This window comes from Isoptericola haloaureus, from assembly GCF_036689775.1.
GTDB classification, from domain to species: domain Bacteria; phylum Actinomycetota; class Actinomycetes; order Actinomycetales; family Cellulomonadaceae; genus Isoptericola; species Isoptericola haloaureus.
Map to the genome: position 1 here is coordinate 1,002,936 of NZ_JBAGLP010000118.1, position 19,275 is coordinate 1,022,210.

The 19,275-nt window shown below is 76.0% G+C and carries 18 protein-coding genes; 9 read left to right on the forward strand and 9 right to left on the reverse strand.

Annotation, left to right across the window (positions count from 1 at the left end; genetic code table 11):
* Position 1: 1 nt before the first annotated feature.
* Complete coding sequence (locus tag V5O49_RS14760) at positions 2-466, reverse strand: DUF402 domain-containing protein (protein ID WP_332902869.1); 465 nt, start codon at positions 464-466, stop codon at positions 2-4.
* A 160-nt stretch (positions 467-626) separates the two neighbouring features.
* Positions 627-1,382 carry an SDR family NAD(P)-dependent oxidoreductase gene (locus tag V5O49_RS14765; RefSeq protein WP_278236117.1) on the reverse strand — a complete coding sequence of 252 codons (756 nt, stop codon included), beginning with the start codon at positions 1,380-1,382 and terminating at the stop codon, positions 627-629.
* A 104-nt stretch (positions 1,383-1,486) separates the two neighbouring features.
* Between V5O49_RS14765 and V5O49_RS14770 the strand changes: the two genes are divergently transcribed.
* From V5O49_RS14770 to V5O49_RS14780, 3 genes are all read left to right on the forward strand, one after another.
* Positions 1,487-2,863 carry an NAD(P)-binding protein gene (locus V5O49_RS14770; RefSeq protein WP_332902870.1) on the forward strand — a complete coding sequence of 459 codons (1,377 nt, stop codon included), beginning with the start codon at positions 1,487-1,489 and terminating at the stop codon, positions 2,861-2,863.
* Positions 2,864-2,892: 29 nt separating this feature from the next.
* Positions 2,893-4,521 carry a LuxR C-terminal-related transcriptional regulator gene (locus tag V5O49_RS14775; RefSeq protein ID WP_332902871.1) on the forward strand — a complete coding sequence of 543 codons (1,629 nt, stop codon included), beginning with the start codon at positions 2,893-2,895 and terminating at the stop codon, positions 4,519-4,521.
* A gap of 144 nt (positions 4,522-4,665) precedes the next feature.
* Complete coding sequence (locus V5O49_RS14780) at positions 4,666-5,781, forward strand: class I SAM-dependent methyltransferase (RefSeq protein WP_332902872.1); 1,116 nt, start codon at positions 4,666-4,668, stop codon at positions 5,779-5,781.
* A gap of 47 nt (positions 5,782-5,828) precedes the next feature.
* Here the strand turns inward: V5O49_RS14780 and V5O49_RS14785 are convergent, their stop codons facing one another.
* From V5O49_RS14785 to V5O49_RS14795, 3 genes are all read right to left on the reverse strand, one after another.
* On the reverse strand, positions 5,829-6,746 hold the full coding sequence (locus tag V5O49_RS14785) for a ribokinase (RefSeq protein WP_278236115.1): 918 nt from the start codon (positions 6,744-6,746) through the stop codon (positions 5,829-5,831).
* A gap of 102 nt (positions 6,747-6,848) precedes the next feature.
* A complete protein-coding gene (locus tag V5O49_RS14790; RefSeq protein WP_332902873.1) occupies positions 6,849-7,730 on the reverse strand; it encodes an alpha/beta hydrolase in 882 nt (293 codons plus the stop codon).
* Positions 7,731-7,809: 79 nt separating this feature from the next.
* On the reverse strand, positions 7,810-8,289 hold the full coding sequence (locus tag V5O49_RS14795) for a hypothetical protein (RefSeq protein WP_278236113.1): 480 nt from the start codon (positions 8,287-8,289) through the stop codon (positions 7,810-7,812).
* 185 nt (positions 8,290-8,474) lie between these two features.
* Between V5O49_RS14795 and V5O49_RS14800 the strand changes: the two genes are divergently transcribed.
* The 3 genes from V5O49_RS14800 to V5O49_RS14810 all read left to right on the forward strand — a co-directional run bounded on the left by V5O49_RS14800 (position 8,475) and on the right by V5O49_RS14810 (position 11,676).
* A complete protein-coding gene (locus tag V5O49_RS14800; RefSeq protein ID WP_332902874.1) occupies positions 8,475-9,095 on the forward strand; it encodes a hypothetical protein in 621 nt (206 codons plus the stop codon).
* A 62-nt stretch (positions 9,096-9,157) separates the two neighbouring features.
* Complete coding sequence (locus V5O49_RS14805; RefSeq protein WP_332902875.1) at positions 9,158-9,538, forward strand: hypothetical protein; 381 nt, start codon at positions 9,158-9,160, stop codon at positions 9,536-9,538.
* A complete protein-coding gene (locus tag V5O49_RS14810; RefSeq protein ID WP_332902876.1) occupies positions 9,535-11,676 on the forward strand; it encodes a hypothetical protein in 2,142 nt (713 codons plus the stop codon). The genes V5O49_RS14805 and V5O49_RS14810 overlap by 4 nt, the downstream gene beginning before the upstream one ends.
* A gap of 17 nt (positions 11,677-11,693) precedes the next feature.
* Here V5O49_RS14810 and V5O49_RS14815 read toward each other — a convergent pair whose 3' ends face one another.
* On the reverse strand, positions 11,694-12,170 hold the full coding sequence (locus V5O49_RS14815; RefSeq protein WP_332902877.1) for a nitroreductase family deazaflavin-dependent oxidoreductase: 477 nt from the start codon (positions 12,168-12,170) through the stop codon (positions 11,694-11,696).
* Between the two features lie 4 nt (positions 12,171-12,174).
* A complete protein-coding gene (locus V5O49_RS14820) occupies positions 12,175-14,085 on the reverse strand; it encodes a heavy metal translocating P-type ATPase (protein ID WP_332902878.1) in 1,911 nt (636 codons plus the stop codon).
* Between the two features lie 75 nt (positions 14,086-14,160).
* Here V5O49_RS14820 and V5O49_RS14825 point away from each other — a divergent pair, with 75 nt between their 5' ends.
* Positions 14,161-15,438 (forward strand): sensor histidine kinase, encoded by a 1,278-nt coding sequence (locus V5O49_RS14825; protein WP_332902879.1) that lies wholly within the window; start codon positions 14,161-14,163, stop codon positions 15,436-15,438.
* Positions 15,439-15,494: 56 nt separating this feature from the next.
* The gene (locus tag V5O49_RS14830; protein ID WP_332902880.1) at positions 15,495-16,397 is read left to right on the forward strand and encodes a cation diffusion facilitator family transporter; all 903 of its coding nucleotides are present in this window, start codon (positions 15,495-15,497) and stop codon (positions 16,395-16,397) included.
* 8 nt (positions 16,398-16,405) lie between these two features.
* On the opposite strand, the gene V5O49_RS14835 is transcribed toward V5O49_RS14830, so the two are convergent.
* A complete protein-coding gene (locus V5O49_RS14835) occupies positions 16,406-17,413 on the reverse strand; it encodes a LacI family DNA-binding transcriptional regulator (RefSeq protein ID WP_332902881.1) in 1,008 nt (335 codons plus the stop codon).
* Positions 17,414-17,497: 84 nt separating this feature from the next.
* Here V5O49_RS14835 and V5O49_RS14840 point away from each other — a divergent pair, with 84 nt between their 5' ends.
* On the forward strand, positions 17,498-18,232 hold the full coding sequence (locus tag V5O49_RS14840; protein WP_332902882.1) for a VIT1/CCC1 transporter family protein: 735 nt from the start codon (positions 17,498-17,500) through the stop codon (positions 18,230-18,232).
* Here the strand turns inward: V5O49_RS14840 and V5O49_RS14845 are convergent.
* Positions 18,149-19,228 (reverse strand): FUSC family protein, encoded by a 1,080-nt coding sequence (locus V5O49_RS14845; protein WP_332902883.1) that lies wholly within the window; start codon positions 19,226-19,228, stop codon positions 18,149-18,151. The genes V5O49_RS14840 and V5O49_RS14845 overlap by 84 nt on opposite strands.
* Positions 19,229-19,275: the final 47 nt, after the last annotated feature.

A 19,275-nucleotide genomic window follows, 5' to 3' on the forward strand; every position in this document is an offset into this window, starting at 1 on the left:
GTCAGGCGGACAGGCGTCGCGCCACGGGGCGCGGCGCACGCTCGAGCCAGCGGTCCGCCGCGGTGCCGAACGGCTCGGTGAAGCGGGCGATGTCGTGCTGGACGTCCTCCCAGGCCTCCCAGGCCAGGTCGACCCAGGCCGAGGGGTACGACGGCGAGCGGTGGACGAAGTCGTCGCGGTCCAGGGCACGCACGGCGCCGTCGGCGTCCCGCACGACGTCGAGGTCGAGGTCGACGAACGAGCTCACCGGCGCGGCGGCGATCACCTCGGTGGCGATGTCGACCCGCACCGAGCCGTCGTGGCGGAACCACGCGGCCCACGGGTCCGCCACGGGCAGCAGGAGCACGCCGGCGCCGTCGGGCACGGAGAACCAGTCGCCCCACTCGTCGAAGCCCAGGACCTCGGCGCGCCAGACGCGGCGCACCGTCCCGCAGGGCTTGCGCTTCTCGATCCGGATCGCGGCCATGTGCCCTCCCCCGAGGCGGTCTTCCGTCGCCCGGGCCCGGGATCGTGCGACCCGAGGGGCTCCGGGTGCGCCTCATGGTGGCCCCGCACCGTGGCAGGCGTGCGGCGCCACGGTGACCAGCACCGATCGATCAGGTGAACTCCAGGTGGCCGGGCACCGCTCAGACGGTCGTGTACCCGCCGTCGATGAGCCAGTAGGCACCGGTGACGAACGACGCCTCGTCGGACAGCAGGAAGCGGACCACGGAGGCGACCTCGTCGGGACGGCCCAGCCGGCCGAGCACGTGCTTGGAGACGAGCACCTCCTCGATCTCCGGGGTCAGCAGGCCCTCCAGCAGGGGCGTGCGGATGTAGCCCGGCCCGACGCAGTTGATGCGGAGCCCCGCGGGCCCGTACTCGGCGGCGGCGTTCTTCGTGATGCCGACCACACCGTGCTTGGCCGCCGTGTACGCCCCGTTGCCGATCGCCGCCACCGTGCCGTGGATGGACGCCATGTTGACGATGGCGCAGGCGGTCGGGTCCTGCTCGAGCATCGCCGGGATCTGCGCGCGCATGCCGTAGAGCACGCCGTTGAGGTTGATGTCGATGACCCGGTTCCAGTCCTCGACGTCGAGCTCGCCCGCGGGCGCCTGGTTGCCGCCGATCCCCGCGTTGTTCACGGCGTAGTGCAGCCCGCCGTAGGCCTCCTGGGCGGCCTGGACGACCTTGGCCGCGTCGTCGGCGTTCGCCGTGTCCTGCTGGACGGCCGTCGCCTCGCCCCCGTCGGCCGTGATCTCGTCGACGACACGCTGCGCCGCCTCGAGGTTGATGTCGGTGTTCACGATCCGCGCACCGCGGGCGGCGAGCTGCTTGCTGATCGCCGCCCCGAGTCCCGAGCCGCCCCCGGTCACCAGGGCGACCTTGCCGTCGAACGTCATGTGCCACTCACTCCTTCGTGCGAGCCCGTCCTCTTCACGCTAGCGCCGTGCCGGGGGCCATGCCCGGCACGTGACCAGGTGCTCGACCGTGCCATGATGAGGAGATGGGCCAGCCCCTCGAGACGGACTATCTCGTCGTCGGCGCGGGCGCCACGGGGATGGCGTTCGCGGACGCGCTGCTGGACCACGAGGACGTGCACGTCACGCTCGTCGACCGCCGGGACGCACCGGGCGGCCACTGGCGCGACGCCTACCCGTTCGTGCGGCTGCACCAGGCCTCCTCCTTCTACGGGGTGGCTTCCACGTCGCTCGACGGCGGCGTGCAGACCTCCGGCCCCGAGGCCGGGCTGCACGTCCGCGCCACGGGCGCCGAGGTGTGCGCCTACTACGACCGGGTGCTGACCGAGCGGTTCGTGGCGAGCGGACGGGTGACGTTCCTCGGCGGGCACGACGCGGCCGACGACGGCACCCTCGTCGAGCGCGCCACGGGCGCCGTGCGGCCGGTGCGGGTCCGTCGCCGGGTCGTCGACGCGCGCTACCTCGCACCGACGATCCCCGCGCTGACGCCGCCGCCGTTCGTCGTGGACGAGCAGGTGCGGTGCGTGCCCGTGGGCGAGCTCCCGACGGTGGCCGACGACGCCGGGTCGTTCGTCGTCGTCGGGTCCGGCAAGACGGCCACGGACGCCGTCGTGTGGCTGCTCGAGCGCGGCACCCACCCGGACCAGATCACCTGGGTACGGCCGCGCGACCCGTGGATGCTGGACCGTGCCGTCGTCCAGCCCGACGCCGCCGTGTTCCGGACCATGGTCGCCGAGCTCCTGGAGGCGGCGGCCGAGGCACCGACCGTGGACGCGTTCTTCACGCGCCTCGAGGACGTCGGCGTGATGCTGCGCCTGGACCCCGGGGTCCGGCCGACCATGGCCCGGGTCCCCACGCTCGCCCGCTGGGAGCTGGAGCTGCTGCGCTCGGTGGAACAGGTCGTGCGCCGTGGTCACCTGCGTCGGGCGTCGCCGGGCGTGCTCCACCTGGACGCGGGGGACGTGGCGGTGCCGCGGGACGCCGTCGTCGTGCACTGCGCCGCCGAGGGCCTCCGGGTCCGGCCCGTCGTGCCGATCTGGTCGCCCGGGCGGATCGTGGTGCAGCCGGTGCGCGCCGGGTTCCCCTGCTTCGGCGCCGCGCTGATCGGCCACGTGGAGGCCACCCGGGGCGACCGGTCGGACGCCGGGCTCAACGCGCTGTGCCCGTCGACGGGATACTTCTCCACACCGCGCGAGTGGGTCGCCGGCCAGGCCGCCGGGGCACTCTCGACCGCGGCGTTCATGGCCGACCACGACCTCGCCCGCTGGTCGCACGGGACGACCCTCAACCCGAGCCGCATCTCGCCCGAGGACCGCGAGCGCCCGGAGGTGCAGGCGGTCCAGGACCGGCTGCGCGCGGCGACCGAGCCCGGAGTGCGGGGCCTGCTGCGGCTGGCCGCCTAGCGCCGGCCGACGGAGAGCGGAGGCTCGCCATGACCGCTGACCACGACGGGCTCGACGCCGCGCGACGCGCCTGTTCGGACCGTCGGTGGGCCGCCGCCCGTGCCCTCTATCTCGAGCTGCACGCCGCACGACCTCTCGAGGCCGACGACCTCGCGGCGCTCGCCGACTGCTGCTGGTGGCTCGGGGACATCGACGAGTACGTCGCCACGGCCGCGCGGGTCGTCGAGCTGCGGCTCGCCGGAGGCGACCTCCCGGGTGCCGGGATGGCGGCGCTCGAGATCGGGGTCCCCGAGGTCGTGCGGGGGCGCCTCACCGCCGGGGCGGGCTGGCTGGCCCGTGCGCGTCGGGTCCTCCACGAGGTCCCCGACGCCGTCGAGCACGGGTACCTGCTGGTCCTGGACGCCTACGCGGCGCTGGAGGCCGACGACGCCCCGACGGCCGACGACCTCGCCGCCCGGGTCCTCGCCCTCGCGGACCGGCACGCCGAACCGACGTTGCAGGCGCACGCCCTGTTCCTGCGCGGCCGGTGCGCTCTGCACCGCGGCCGGGTCCCGCAGGCGCGGTCGTTCCTCGACGAGGCGATGGTGCCCGTGCTGGGCGGCCGGACGGCGCCGCAGTGGGCGGGCGACCTGTACTGCCGGATGATGCAGGTCTGCCACGACCTCGGCGACCTTCCACGCGCCGAGCACTGGACGCGGGTCACCGAGGAGTGGTGCCGCGGTCTGGCTCCGGCCACGCTGTTCTCCGGCATCTGCCGCGTGCACCGCGTGCAGCTGATGCAGGTGCACGGCCAGTGGCGGCGCGCGCTCGACGAGGCGGGCCGGGCTGCCGCGGACCTCGAAGGCCTCGACGTCACCGCCGCCGCCGAGGCGCACTACCGCGCCGGTGAGGTGCACCGGCTGCGCGGCGACCCGGAGTCGGCGCGGCAGGCGTACGACCGGGCGCGCGCACGGGGGCGGGACCCGTTGCCCGGGCTGGCGCTGCTCGAGCTCGAGCAAGGACACCGTGCCGGTGCGGCCGCGATGCTCGACGCCGCCCTGCGTTCGACGGCGGACCCCCTCGCGCGCGCTCCCCTGCTGGCCGCGCGCGTGGAGGTCGGCCTGGCCGAGCCCGTGGCCGAACCGTCGGACGTACTCGTGGACGAGCTGGGCGAGATCGCCGACCGGCACGACAGCCCGTGCTGGCGGGCGGAGGCCTGCCGGTGGCGCGGCGCGCTGCACGCCGCGCACGGTCGCGACGCGCTGGCGCTCCCGGAGCTGCGCGAGGCGCTGGACCGGTGGCGGCAGATCGACGCGCCGCACGAGGTGGCGCGTGTCCGCGTCGAGATCGCCGACGTCCTGGACGCTCTGGGTGACCACGACTCCGCACGCGCCGAACGCGACCTCGCAGCCTCGGGCCTCGAGGCGCTCGGGGCGGACCACGCGGCGCGACGACTGGCAGCACGCGGGCGTCGCCGGGCTGCGTCGGACGAGCTGTCCCCGCGGGAGGTCGAGGTCCTCGCGGCCGTCGCCGACGGCGCGACGAACCGGGACGCGGGGCGACGGCTGCACATCAGCGAGCGCACCGTCGCACGACACCTCGCCAACATCTACCTCAAGCTCGGCACGGCCTCCCGGACGGGGGCGGTGGCGTGGGCGCGGGACCACGCCCTGCTCTGAGACGGTCGCGGGGGCGGTCCGCGCTGCACATCAGCCTGCACATCAGCCTGCACATCGGCCGAGGATCTGCATGATCCTGCCGATGTGCCGCCCGCGGCGCCGTCCCTACCGTCGGAGGTGATCGATCGGACGGAGGGCAGAACGATGACCACCACCACGACACCCACCACGACGACCGGCGCCGGGCGGGCCGAGCCGACGGCACCCGACGCGGACCGGGTCGCGGAGTTCGCCGGCGAGATGCTCACGACGCTTGCACGCGGGGCCACAGCGCTCATGACCAGCGTCGGGCACCGTACGGGGCTCTTCGACGCCCTGGACGGACTGCCGCCGTCGACCAGCGACGAGGTCGCGACGGCCGCCGGCCTCCAGGAGCGCTACGTGCGCGAGTGGCTCGACGCCATGACCGTCGCGGGCATCGTGCTCCACGAGCCGACGGGCGACACCTACCACCTGCCCGTCGAGCACGCGGCGCTCCTGACCCGGGCCGCGGGGGCCGACAACCTGGCCTCCCAGCTGCAGTTCATCCCGATGCTCGCCCGGGTCGAGGACGGCATCGTGCGCTGCTTCGCCGACGGCGGCGGACTCGGGTACCACGCGTTCGAACGTTTCGACCGGCTCATGGCCGAGCAGAGCGCCCAGACCAACGACGCCGCGCTGCTGGACCGGATCATCCCCCTCGTGGACGGGCTGGACGAGCGGCTGCGTGCCGGGATCCGGGTCGCCGACATCGGCTGCGGACAGGGACACGCCCTGAACCTGCTGGCGCAGGCCTACCCCGACAGCGACTTCCACGGCTTCGACTTCCAGCCCGATGCGATCGACGTCGCACGCCGCGAGGCCGACGAGCTCGCGCTGGGCAACGTGCGCTTCGACGTCCGGGACGTGGCCGACCTGTCGGGGACCGGCGTGTTCGGCGCGATCACCGCGTTCGACGCCGTCCACGACCAGGCGCACCCGGCTCGGGTGCTCGAGCAGGTCGCCGAGCACCTCGATCCGGACGGCGTGTTCCTCATGGTGGACATGGACGCGTCCAGCGTCGTGGACGACAACGTCGACCTGCCGTGGGCCCCGTTCCTGTACACCGTCTCGACGATGCACTGCATGACGGTCTCCCTCGCCGAGGGTGGTGACGGTCTCGGCACGGCGTGGGGACGGCAGACCGCACTGCGGATGCTGGCGGCCGCGGGCTTCTCCGACGTGCGGATCGCGTCCTTGCCCGACGACTTCATCAACGCCTACTACGTGGCCCGGCCGTGACCGCACGCCCCGAGCGGTGGTGCAGGGCGGTGCGGGCGGTGCGGGGCTCAGCCCCGCAGGGAGGGCAGCACGTCGTCGACCGTGGGGAAGGACGGCTGGGCACCCGGTGTCGCGACGGAGAACGCCCCGACGCGCACCGCGGTGCGGGCGGCGTCGACGAGGGTGTCGCCCTGGCTGATCCGGTAGGCGAGCGCCCCGACGAAGGCGTCGCCGGCACCGGTGGTGTCGACCGCCTCGACGTGCGGGGTGGGCACCACGACCGGTCCCTCGTCCCCGGCGGCGGGCTCGAGCACGACGGCGCCGGCGGGGCCGAGGGTGAGCACGACGGACCGCGGTCCGAGCGCGAGCAGCTCGGTGATGACCGCGAACGGGGACTCGGGCACCGGGCGCTCCGACTCCTCCAGCAGCCGCTCGGCCTCCCCGTGGTTCACCACGAGAGGGTCGGCCAGGGCGAGCACGTCGGCAGCGACCGGCACGACCGGGGCGAGGTTGAGCAGGATCCGTCCCCCGCAGGCGCGCGCGGCGGCCTCGGTGCCGCGCAGCGGGATCTCCCCCTGCAGGACGACGAGGTCGGCCCCGGCGACCAGGTCCACGTGACGGGCCACGACGTCGGCGTCGACCGCGCGGTTGGCCCCGGGGACCACGACGATCGAGTTCTCGCCCTGGTCGTCGACCCAGATCTGGGCCACGCCCGTGGGGCCGTCGACGGTCTCGACGCCGTCCAGCCGGACCCCCGCGTCACGCAGGCCGACGAGCGCGCTGTCGGCGAAGGCGTCCGAGCCGATGGCGCCGATCAACGCGACCTCGCCGCCGAGCCGGGCGGCCACGACCGCCTGGTTGGCGCCCTTGCCCCCCGGGATCACCGTCATCGAGTCGGCGAGCACCGTCTCCCCGGGGACGGGCAGGTTCGGGACACGGGCGACGAGATCGGCGTTGACGGAGCCGACGACCACGATCGAGGTCATGACTCGGGCCTCCAGGGTGCGTGGGCAGGACGGACGGACCGGCGAGCGGTCCGCCGTCCATGATCTCGCACGATTGTGACGCCGGCGTTGCCGCGACGCTCGTCAGCAGGCCAACAGGTCACGCAGCCGGGCCGCGAACGCAGCCGGATCGTTGTCCGGGGCCCCCGCGTGCCGGGCGAACCCGCCGTGGTCCCCGGGGAAGACGACGGGACGCACCGCGAGCGCCTCGGCCAGGGCAACCGCGCCGCGGTACGCGAGCCCGCCCGGCGGCGAGGCGGCCCCGACAGCGGGCAGCACCCGCAGGTCGGTGCTGCGGACGCCCGCGCGCAGGTCGTCCAGCGGCGGCTGCCACCGGGGCATCGTGGCCAGCGACGTGCCGAGCATCAGGTCGTCGCGCCGGCCGTCGTCCTCGGTCGGCAGCCCGAACGCGGCGGGGTCCGGGTCGGGCTGGTCGAGGTAGTCCGGCGTCAGGGGCTGGGTGGCGGACACCAGGCGCAGGAACTTGGCGGTCGCGGGACCGGTCCCGGAGCGGTGGTAGGTGTCGACGACGTCCTGCTGGGCGCGCACCGCCACGTCCCGGTCGGACAGCAGCGCCGTCAGCGGCGGCTCGTGGGCGACGAGCCGCCGGACCTCGCCGGGGTGCGCGGCCGCCCAGGACACCGCCGTCACGCCGCCGCCGGAGGAGCCGAGGACGTCCATCGGGCCCCGGTCGACGGCTCGGGCGACGGCGTGCAGGTCGGCGGCGTGGTCGTCGACCGTGACCTCGTCGGTCGGCCGCTCGCGCGGGGAACGGGCCGTGCCGCGCGGGTCGTACGTGATCACCGTGCGGTCGCCGAGCTCGGCGACGAGCTCGGCGAACCCGTCGGCCGCCATCGGGTTGCCGATCACGAGGAGCGGCGGGCAGCCGGCCTCACGGCGCGGTGCGTGGACGTCGAAGGTCAGCACGGCGCCGGGCACGTCGAGGGTGCGGGTGGTGGTCGTCATACCCGTACCGACGACGCCCGGGCCGCGGACTCATCGCCGCCGGGGGAGCTCGTCGGGGACCCTGTCGGGAGCCCGGTCTCTACTCGTCGTCGGCCGAGGAGTCCCAGTCGTCGTCCTCGTCGATCGTGAAGGAGCCGCCGAAGTGGACCTGGTCGGGGTCGACGCCGAGGCCCTGGGCGATCTGCAGCCGCATCTTCTCGGCCATGGCCACGCCCTGGGAGGTGTCCCGCATGGAGCGGTACGTCTCGGCGTCGACGCCGAACTCGTTCCGCGTCCAGGCGTCGAAGGCCGTCTCGTAGGCGGGGCTGGGGGCCTCGACGACGTACTCGGCGACCTCCCCCAGGGGGAAGTGGCGGGTGCGGCGCGGCCTCTCGTCGTCGCCGGCGAGGGTGACCGTCAGCACGCCGTCCGCGACCTCGTGCTCGACGAGCTCGGGACGCCGGAAGTACTCGGTGTCTCGACCCTTGAGGTGGACCACGAGAAGCTCGTCGCTGACCGGTTCGCTGGTGGGCGTCGGCGGGTAGGTGCGCGGCGTGGGTCGCGTCGTGGAGTCAGACATCAGGTAAGAGCATGCGCCGTCCACGGCCACTTGTCACGCCCGTTCTCCCCGGGCGCAACGCGGGGCGGCCACGCACCGGCCGCGTCGTCCACAGGTTCGACGCCGCGGACGGGCCGGGGCCGACGGCGGCCCCCGCGCGGGCGGCACGGTGACCGGACGTACCGCACCCGTCGCGAGGAGCACCGATGCCGACACCGACCCTGCCCGCCCGCCGGTTCACCCACCCCGAGCTGGTCGACCTGACGACTGCCTGGCGGGCCGAGGAGCGGCTCGCCGCCGACCCGGACGCGAGGCACCACTGGTGCGCCGACCGGCACGGCTGGCTGCTGCGTCGCGGGCTCGACGAGGTGCTGGGCCCGGTGCTGATGCCGGACGCCTGGGGCGCGGCGTCGTTCTACCGGTTCGTCGACCTCGACGCCTCGGTCGCCACGGCCCTGCTCGACCGGCTCGACCCGAGGTACCTCGCCGCCGAGCGCCAGAACGACGGTCCGAGCCTGGGCACGGTGCTGCGCGCCGTGGTGGCGCACCCGGACCGGCTGCGCGCGCACGGCTACGTGGTGGGCCCGGGCCGGTGCGACGAACGCGTCACGGTCGAGGGGGTGCTGGTGCGCACGGACGACGCGTTCGTCCTCGGGGACCACCACGGTCCCGGCTGCCAGTGCGACGAGCTCGAGCGAGTCGTCGCCGCGCTGGGCGTGGACGACGCGCACGTGCCGCCGCACGAGGTGACGCGGTGGTGGGGACGACCCGGCGACCTGTCCCCGCAGGAGTCCGGCGAGCACTGGTACCGGCTGTGGTGGGACTGAGCCGTCCACAGGCTGTGGACGACGGCGGTGGTCGGCTCCGTCCCGTCGCTAGCGTCCGGCGCATGGCGCACCTGGACCTCGACACCGACGACCTGGCGACGGCCGCACGCCACGCGCACGCCGCCGCCGAGCTGCTCGACGCGACCGCGGACACCGGGCTCACCGGGACCGTCGACGCCACCCGGGCGGCCGGCGAGAGAACGCTGGCGGCCGCGATCGACGACCTCGCCGCGGCCTGGGCTCCGACGTCCCGGTCGCTCGCCACGACGCTGACCGGGCTGGGCGACCGGCTCGCGACCACCGCGGCGACGTTCGACACCGCCGAGGGCGCCGTCGCGCGGCGGGTGGCCGCGGCGGTGCTGGGCGACCTCGTGCCGGGTGGCCTCGTGCCGGGTGGCCTCGTGCCGGACGGCCCCGCGCGACGGGTGGGCGAGGGCGGGTGACGACCGACCGGCCGTTCGAGCCCCTGTCCGGGTCGCCGGCGTCGCTGGAGGAGCTCGCGGGCGCCGCGGCACGTGCCGCCTCGGCCCTGTCGGCGCTGCGCGCCGACCTGATCGTGCTGGACCGGTCGATGATGCGGCACCGGTCCGGAGCGGTCGACGCCGCGCGGGAGGCCGTCACCGCACTGATCGGCCGCGGGAGCCTGTGCTACCAGGTGCTGCGCGAGTCCGCGCGGGTGCTGACCGGGCGGGCGGCCGCGCTGGAGGGCGAGCAGCGCGACGCCCTGGACGCGATCGAGCGCCGGACCGCGGCGACGGAGCGGGTGCGCCGGGCCGAGGCCGACGAGGACGCCGCCTGGCTGCTGGCCCTCGATCCCGTCGACCCGCAGCACGTCGAGGCGGGGCGGCTCGCCGCCGCGGCCCGCGCCCGCCGGGACGCCGCACTGGGTGACGTCGCCGAGGCCGAGGCGCGCTGGCACCGCGCCCGGGACGCCAAGGAGGCGGGTTCGCGCCGGGCCGCCCGACGGCTGGACGGGCTCGGGCACGTCGAGGCCGTGCGCTGGGCGGTGTCCGCGGGGGTCGGCCTGACCGGCTTCCGGGACCGCTGGGCCGACGGCGCCCAGCTGGCCGCCCGGGTGGACGCCGCAGCCCGCGCGGCCCGGTCGGGCACCGCGCGCGACGGAGCCCTCGACGAGCTCGTCGCGGCGCTGCGCGCGACGGGCGACGACCCGGTGCGGTGGACGGCGTTCTGGGAGGGCACGACCCCGGCCGACCTCTACGCCGCGCTCGGGGTGGGCGTGACCGACCCGGACGTCGTCGAGCTCCTGGCCGCCGGGCTGGCTGCCTGGGCCGAGCACGCCGGCCCGGCCGAGCAGCACGCCCTCGGCCACGCCCTCGTGGCCGACCTGCCCCGGGCCGCCGTCGAGCTGGGCGGCCGGGCCGACCTCGCGGCCGGACTGCTGGCGCCGGCCCTGCCGGCCACCCTGCCGGCCACCCTGCCGGCCGCCGTGCACGCCGGGGCCGCGGAGGCCCTGGTAGAGCGCCGCACCACGAGCCGCGACTCCCACGCCGACACGACGGCCACGGGCGCTCTCACCGTCGCGGTCGCCCAGGGCCTGGCCGCCGACCCGCCGGCGGCCCTGGACCACCTGGTGCCGCCGGACGCCACCGACGACACGGCCGGGCACCGCGCTCGCGCCTGGTTCGGCGTCGCCCCGCCCGACGGCTGGCCGGACGGCGGAACCGCCGTCGCGGGGCTGCTCGCCGCTGCCGTCGCCGCCGGGGTCCGCACCGAGGGTCGCGAGGGCCGGCACCGGGCCGCGTTCCTGTCGTCCGCCGCGACCGGGCAGCTCGTCGCTCCCGGCGGGCTGCTGGCCGGGCGCTACCCCGTGGACGACACGACCGGGGCGCGCATCGCCGCGGCCTACGCGCCCTTCCTGGTCTCGGCGAGCGACGCCGCGGAGCGGCAGGCCGGTGTCCCGCCGCCGCGGGAGCCGGGGGTGCGGGACCGCCCCGAGCTGGCGGAGGGCACCGGCCGGTTCGCCGCCGTCGTGCAGCCCGACCTGGACGTCCTCGCCCTGCGGGACGTCGTCGCCGCCACCTCCACCACGGAGACCTCCGCGGGGTACTGGCTGTCCGCGGTGGACGACTACGTGGCCGGGGCCGCCACCACCCTGGCCGACCCCGCCGTCGACGACGCCGACGCGGAGGCGCTCGCGCGGGCCGCGGTGCGGGACGCCGGCGTGGTGGTCGGTGCGGTCCGCTCCCGGGAGATCGCCGTCGCGCGACAGCAGGACGCCTCGGACGGCCTGTTCGTCGCCCTCGGGCTCGACGCCCTGACGGCGACCGCCCGCCTCGCGCCGACGATGGTCACCACCGGAATGCGGGGTCTGCTGCCGCCGCCGCCCGGCGCCCTGCCCGCGGCGCGCGAGCGGGTCCTGGCGGACGAGGACGTGCTGTGCGAGCGCTTCACGACGCCGTTCGTCCGGGAACGACGACAGCACCTGACCGCGGCGGGCCGGTCCCCCGCCGAGGTCGAGGACGCCGTCGCGCGGCTGCGTCCGGAGTCGGCCGACATGTCCGCCGCGTTCGGCACCGGCTACACCCTCGCCGCGGGGGTAGGCCGTCAGCTGGGCGAGTAGTGCCGGGCGCGCGGCGTTCAGCCGTCCAGGAGCCGCAGCTCGACCACGGGCACGACGCGCCGCCAGTCCCGCTCGCCCTGCGCGGCGGCCAGCGGGACGGCCCACGCGGTCACGACCTGCTCCAGCCGCGCCCAGGCCGCCGGGTGCTGGTCGGCGTACTCACGCAGGCGTGCCGCGGCGGCGTCGGGGTCCAGCGGCTCGGCGAGGGCACGGGCGTCCCGGCGTCGGCCCACGGAGACCAGCACCCGCGGCTCGACGAGGACGTTGCGGTACCACTGCGGGCGGGCGTTCAGCCCGGCGACGACGACCAGGCGGTCCGGGTCCGGCCGGCCCGAGACCTCGAGGACCGCGAAGCGCCGCGCGCCGGTGGTGCGGCCCCGGTGCTGGAGCAGGAGCAGGCGTCCGCCGAACAGGACGCCACCGCCGATCCGGAACAGCCAGATCGGCGCGCGGACGAGCCAGCGGGAGTGCAGCAGCCGGGTGGCGAGGTCCATGCCGTCACCGTAGCCGTGGCCGCAGGACCCCACCTGCCCGGGCGGCGCCCTCCGCCCGCTCGGCGGCCGAGCCGGGCACGTCGACCCGGTCGGACCGGTCGTCCTGCAGCGCCCGCAGCGCGTTGAGGATGGCCAGCAGGTCCACGACCTCCTGGCTCAGCGCGCCGACGACGGCGGGGATCACGCCGGTGGCCGCCACGCCCATGAGCACCACCGACAGTGCGATGCCGAGCCAGATGCTCTGCAGCGCCACGGTCATGGTCCGCCGTCCGACGCGCACCGCCGTGACCGTCCGACGGAGGTCCTCGGTGAGGATGACGACGTCGGCGGACTCGCTCGCCGCCGTCGACCCGCGAGCGCCCATGGCCACCCCGACGTCGGCGGCGGCCAGGACGGGCGCGTCGTTGACGCCGTCCCCGACCATGAGGACGGGCCGGTCCGGGAGCTCCTGCACGAGGCGGACCTTGTCGGCGGGCAGGCACTCGGCGTGCACGCGGGCGATGCCGACGGCGTCGGCGACGTGCTCGGCGGTGGCCGTGGAGTCGCCGCTGAGCATGAGCGTCCCGGTGATCCCCAGCCGGGCGAGCTCCTCCATCGTCTCGCGGGCGTCCGGCCGCGCGGGGTCGCTCATGACCAGCGTGCCGGCGAACCGGCCGTCGACCGCGACGTACACGGCCAGCTCCCCCTGCTCCAGGGGCTCCTCGACGGCGTCCGGCGCGGACCGGGCGACCCGCCGGAGCTTGCCGACGACGACGTCGTGCCCGCCGACGCGCGCCGCGACGCCGTGGGTCGCCTCCTCCCGGGCGGTCTGTGCGCTGTCGAGCGCCAATCCGCGCTCGACGGCGGCCTCCTGGATGGTGGTGGCGAGCACGTGCGAGGAGTACTGCTCGGCGGACGCCGCGAGCCGCAGGAGCTCGTCGCTCCCCCACGGGGGTCGCGCCCGGACCGCCAGCAGGGCGGGCCGGCCGACGGTGATCGTGCCGGTCTTGTCGAAGGCCGCCGTGCGCACGGCGGCCAGACGCTCGAGGGTGCCGGCCTCCTTGACGATGAGCCCGTGGCGCGCGGCCCGGCTCATGCCGCCGAGGAACGCCACGGGGGCGGCGATGAGCAGCGGGCACGGTGTGGCCACGACGAGCACCTCGGCCACGACCGTGGGGTCGCGGTGGTAGGCGAAGGCGGCGCCGGCCACGAGGAAGGCAAAGAGCGTGAACGGCACGGCGTAGCGGTCGGCCAGCCGGACCACGGGCGCCCGGGACTCGGCGGCCTCGCGGACCATCGCCACGATCCGCGCGTACTGGCTGTCCGCCGCCGCGGCGGTGGCGCGCAGGGTGACCGCCTGCTCGGTGTTCAGCACCCCGGACAGCACCGGGTCGCCGACCCCGCGCGTGACCGGCAGGCTCTCGCCGGTCAGCGACGACTCGTCGAAGTCGGTCTCCGGGCCCACGAGCTCGGCGTCGACGGGCACCACCTCGGCGGGCCGGACGAGCAGCAGGTCGCCGGGCCGGACGTCCGCCACGTCGACGTCGACGACGCCGCCGCCGGGGTCCAGGCGGTGGGCACGCGTCGGCGCGCGCTCCAGCAGGGCACGCAGCTCCTGGCGGGCCCGGTGCCCGGCGAAGTCCTCCAGCGCCTGCCCGCCGGTGAGCATGAGCACCACGACCAGCGACGCGACGTACTCGCCGACGACGACGGTCGCGACGATCGCGGTCAGCGCGAGCAGGTCCACGCCCCAGTGACCCGCGATCAGGTCCCGCACCATGCGCACGGCGATGCGCGCACCCACCAGGAGCGCCCACCCGGAGCCGACCCAGCGCGCGACCGTCGGCTCGCCGCCGGCCAGGAGGCCGAGGACGAGCGCCAGCACCACCAGGGAGGACGCCACCCACGGGTAGCGGCGCACGAGCTGCCCCGCCATGCGTCCATCGTCCCGCGCCGCGCGGTTCCCGGCCTCCCGACTGCACGGTCGGGGACGCGGACCTACGCTGTCGACGTGCCCGCCCCGCCGGCCCCCGACGGTGTCGCCGACGTCGACGACGCCGTCCGCACCCGTGTCCCGGGACGCAGCGCCCGGTGGGTCGACGTCGCGGCCGCGGCCGCGACGGCGCTCGCGTTGTCGGGGCTGCTCGTCCTGGACTCCGCGACGCCGCCGGGCGGGTACGCGGCGGCGGCCGGTTTCGGGGCGCTGGTGCTGCTGCGCCGCCGGGCACCCGTACCGATGCTCGTGCTCACCCTGGTCGGCGCCGCGGTGTGCGCGGTGGCGGACCTCGGCGTCCTCGGCACGCCGCTGGTGGCGGCGCCGGCGCTGTGCGCCGCCGCGGCGCAGGGCCGCCCGGGGTGGGCGTCGGCGGCCGGGGGTGCCCTGGTCCTGGTGGTCGCGGCGCTGCGTCCCGCCCGTCCGGGCGCCGGCGCGGACGTCGTCGCCCTGCTGCTCGGCGACGTGGCCGTCGTGGTCGCGGCCGTCTGCGTGGGCGTCCTGGTGCGGTCGCGCCGGCAGGACCGCCCCGACCGTGTCGCGCCCGGTCCACGGCCCCCGTCGTCCGCCCCGGCCCCTCCGGACCGCCCCGGCCCGGTCGAGCCCGGCCCGGTCGAGCCCGGCCCGGGGGCCGAGCGTCTCCAGGTCGCCCTGGACCTCCAGGACGTCGTCGGGCACCACCTCTCGCTCGTGGCCCTGCACACCGACGTGGCCGCGGGCGCCGTGGGGCGCGACGACGACGCGGCCCGCACGGCCCTGCGGCACGTCCGGGAGGCGACGTCGGCCACCGTGCACGAGCTGCGCGCCACCGCCCTGCTGCTGCGCCTCGCGGAACAGGGCACGGAGCAGAGCACGGACGCCTCGGCGGCGGTCCCCGGGACGCGCGACCACCTGCCGGCGGTGACCGGTCCGGCCGGGCTGGCCGCCCTGGTCCAGGCGGTGCGTGCGGCCGGGATCCGCGTGACCACCCGGGTCGACGTCCCGCGGGGTTCGCTGGACGCGACGGTCGACGCCGCGGCCTACCGCATCGTCCAGGGCGCCCTGGCGCGCGTGGGTGCGGACGCCGCGGCGTCGACCGTCCGCGTCGAGCTGGGCGTCTCCGCAGGACGCCTGCGGGTCGTCGTGGCCGACGACGGGCCCGGCCCCGCGCCGGACGGGGCCGACGGCGCGCGCCTGGCCGCGATGCGCGACCGGGCGACGCTGCTCGGCGGCCGCCTCGACGTCGTCGACGGCGCGGACGGCGGGCTCGTCGTCACGGCCGACCTGCCGGCCCGCCTCGCCGAGTCCGTCCCGTAGGGTCGAGCCATGGTCGCCCCCACGTCCCCCGCCGGCACCGCCGCCTGAGGGCCGTCATGGCGCACGACCACGGCACGCACGAGACCCACCGCGGACGGCTGGGCGCGGCCTTCGGCATCACCGTGGGCATCGTCGTCGCCCAGGTGGTCGGCGCCGTCGTGACCGGCAGCCTCGCCCTGCTCGTGGACACCGCGCACCTGCTCACCGACGCCGCCGGGCTGGGGATGGCGCTGTTCGCGGCGCACGCCTCGCTGCGCCCGCCGACGGCGCGGCGCACGTGGGGTCTGCGGCGCGCGGAGGTGCTCGCCGCGCTGGCCCAGGCCGCGCTGCTGCTCGCCGTCGGGGTCTTCGTGCTGGTCGAGGCCGTGCAGCGGCTGCAGGACCCGCCCGAGATCCCGGGGACCGAGCTCGTGGTGTTCGGCGTCGTCGGTCTGGTCGGCAACCTCGCGGCCCTGGCGGTGCTGGCCGGACGCCGCGGCGCCAGCCTCAACCTGCGGGCCGCGTTCCTCGAGGTGCTCAACGACGCGCTCGGGTCGCTGGCCGTCGTCGTCGCCGCCGTCGTCATCACCACGACGGGGTGGCAGCAGGCCGACTCGGTCGCGGCACTGCTCATCGGTGCGCTGATCCTGCCGCGCGCGCTGGTGCTGCTGCGCGACACCACCGCCGTGCTCCTCGAGTCGACGCCGCCCGGCCTCGACCTGGACGACGTCCGCGCCCACCTGCTGCGCGTCGAGCACGTCCACGCGATCCACGACGTGCACGCCTCGCTCATCGCGACGGGGCTGCCGCAGCTCTCGGCGCACGTCGTCGTCGACGCCGCGTGCTTCCGCGACGGGCACGCCGGGCAGATCCTCGACGAGCTGCAGGAGTGCGTCCGCGACCACTTCGGCGTCGAGCACTCGACCTTCCAGGTCGAGCCCGAGACCCACCCCGCCCACGAGCACCCGACGCACGACTGACCGGACGGTCAGGGAGCCGAGGCGCGCACCACGAGCTCGGGCGGGTAGACGACGTCCCGCGGCGGACGTCCCGGCTCGGCGATCTCGTCCAGCAGCAACCGGGCCGCGGCCCGGCCCATCTCGGCGATGGGCTGGCGCACGGTCGTCAGCGGGACGGCAGCCCGCCGGGCGAACGGGATGTCGTCGTACCCGACCACGGCGATGTCCTCGGGCACCCGGATCCCCGCCTTGACCAGGGCGTCCACGAGACCGATGGCGTGCAGGTCGTTGCCGGCGAACACCGCGTCGGGGCGCTCGGGAGGGTCGAGCGCGGCGATCCACCGGCCCGTCTCCTCCCCGACGGTGATGTCGAGGTCGGAGGAGCGCACCACGTCCAGGCGGACGTCGTCGCGCTCGGCGACGGCCTCACGCGCCCCCTCCAGGCGGCGTGCCACCTGCCGCACGCCCTCCGGACCAGCGGCGAACAGCAGCCGGCGGCGGCCGGAGTCCACCAGGTGGCCGGCCGCGATCCGGCCGCCCTCGCGATGGTCCAGCGACACCGACGACAACCGGCCGTCCGGGTCCTCGTGGTCGACGAGCACCACGGGCGTCCCGCGGTCGTGGCGCTTGCGCAGCGGCTCGAGCTGGTCGTCCGACGGCGCCACGACCACGCCGTCGAACCGGAGCTGCTCGAACAGGGTCAGGAACTTCTCCTGCTGGACGGGCGACTCGTGGGACGACCCGACCACGACCGACAGCCCGGCGTCCTCGGCCACCTGCTCGACGGCGGTCGCGATGCCGCCGAAGAACGGGTTGGAGGCGTTGACCACGCTGAGCCCGACGATGCCGCTGCGCTGCCGCCGCAGCTGCCGCGCCGGCATGCTGGGGACGAACCCCAGGTCGGTGACCGCCGTGGCGACACGCTTCTTCATCCGGTCGGACAGCTTGTCCGGCCAGTTGAAGTAGTTCGACACCGTCGCCGCCGAGACACCGGCGTGCCGGGCGACGTCGTGGATCGTCACCGTCGACTCAACCATGGCTGCTCACGCGTCGGACGCTAGCAGGATTCGGCCAGCCTTCCCTTGCTGGCGGCGGCACGTGGACAGTGCTTCGCTGGAACCATGAGCGACGACCCCGAGGTCCGCACCGCGCACTCCGACGAACCGCACGCGGTGGCCGGGCTCGCCCAGCGGCTGAACTGGCTGCGCGCGGGTGTGCTCGGCGCCAACGACGGCATCGTCTCCGTGGCGGCCGTCGTCGTCGGCGTGGCCGCGGCGACGACCTCGCACGCCGCGATCATCACCGCGGGTCTGGCGGCCCTCGTCGGCGGCGCGATCTCGATGGCGCTGGGCGAGTACGTCTCGGTCTCCTCGCAGTCGGACACCGAGAAGGCGCTCATCGCCAAGGAGAAGCACGAGCTCGCCACGATGCCCGAGGAGGAGCTCGAGGAGCTCGCCGGTTTCTACCGGGACCGCGGGCTCTCCGACGAGACCGCGCGGCAGGTGGCCGTGGAGCTGACCGAGCACGACGCCCTGGGTGCGCACCTGTCCGCGGAGCTCCACATCGACGCGGACGACGTCGTCTCACCCTGGCACGCGGCCCTCGCCTCCTTCGTCGCGTTCTCGATCGGCGGGCTGCTGCCCTTCGCGACGGTGCTCCTGGTGCCCGAGCCCGCCAAGATCGCGGCCACGTTCGTGGCCGTGCTCGTCGCGCTGGCCCTGACCGGCGGCGTCGCCGCGTGGATCGGCGGCGCCCGGATCGACCGGGCCGTGCTACGGGTCGTCGTCGGCGGCGCGCTCGCCCTGGGGGCGACGTTCGCGGTCGGTTCGCTGCTGGGCACCACCGGCGTCGCCTGACCCGGCCGGCACCGCGTCCTGGCCGGCAGGTCGGCCGGCAGGTCGGTCGGCACGGCGCCCGCTGCGGTGGCTCAGCAGCCGGGCGAGCAGCAGGATGCCCGCGGCCGACCCGGCACCCAGCAGGGTGAGCCCCACCCGCTCGAGGGCGCCGGCGACAGGGGCGTCGCCCGTCGTGGTCCCGACGACGGTCAGCGTGAGGAAGATCGTGTAGACCCAGTACGGGGCGGTCAGCATCGTCACGACGGAGCCGACGACGCCGACCGCGACCACCAGCGACATGGCCTGCGGCGCGACGTCGAGCGCGACGAGGACGACGACGACCAGCCCGCCCAGGACCGTGCCGCCGGCCCGGGCCAGCGCGCGGGCGGTGATGTCCCCGGTGCGCGGCACCATCACCAGGTAGAACGTCAGCAGCAGCCACCACGAGTGCGTGTCGGGGAACCAGGTCGTCGCCCACCACGTCCCCACGGCGGTGACCACGACCAGGGCGGACACGTAGAACCTCAGCTCGGGGCCGGTCAGCGGGTCGTGGACCGGGCGGGGCACCCCGCGGGAGAGCAGGGTGAGGACGAGCGCGGTCACCACGCCGCCGGCCAGCACGGCGGCGGCGAGGGGCCAGGCACCGGCCAGGGTCCGCGGGTCCGCGTCGACCAGCGCCGGGGGCGAGACGGTCAGGGCCGCGAGGGTAACCGCGGCGGGCGCCCCGCCCGAGCTCCAGCCCCGCCCGGCCGCCAGCCCCAGGGCCGCGGCGACGAGCGTCATCAGCACCACCGCCGACCACACCTGCGCCCCGGCCAGGGGGGCCACGAGCGCGAGGGCACCCGTCAGGCCGGCGAGCAACCAGGCCCGGCGCAGCGAGGCGACTCCCGCGACGACGGTCGGCAGCATGCCCAGGAAGTACGGGGTGACCACCGCGGGGGCGACGACCGCGAGCACCACGACCGGGACGACGGTGGCGAGCGCCGCGACGAGCAGACGACGGCGGGACGGGTCCATGGCGACCAGCCTGCCGAGGCCCGCGGCCCGGCGCACCCTGATGCGCG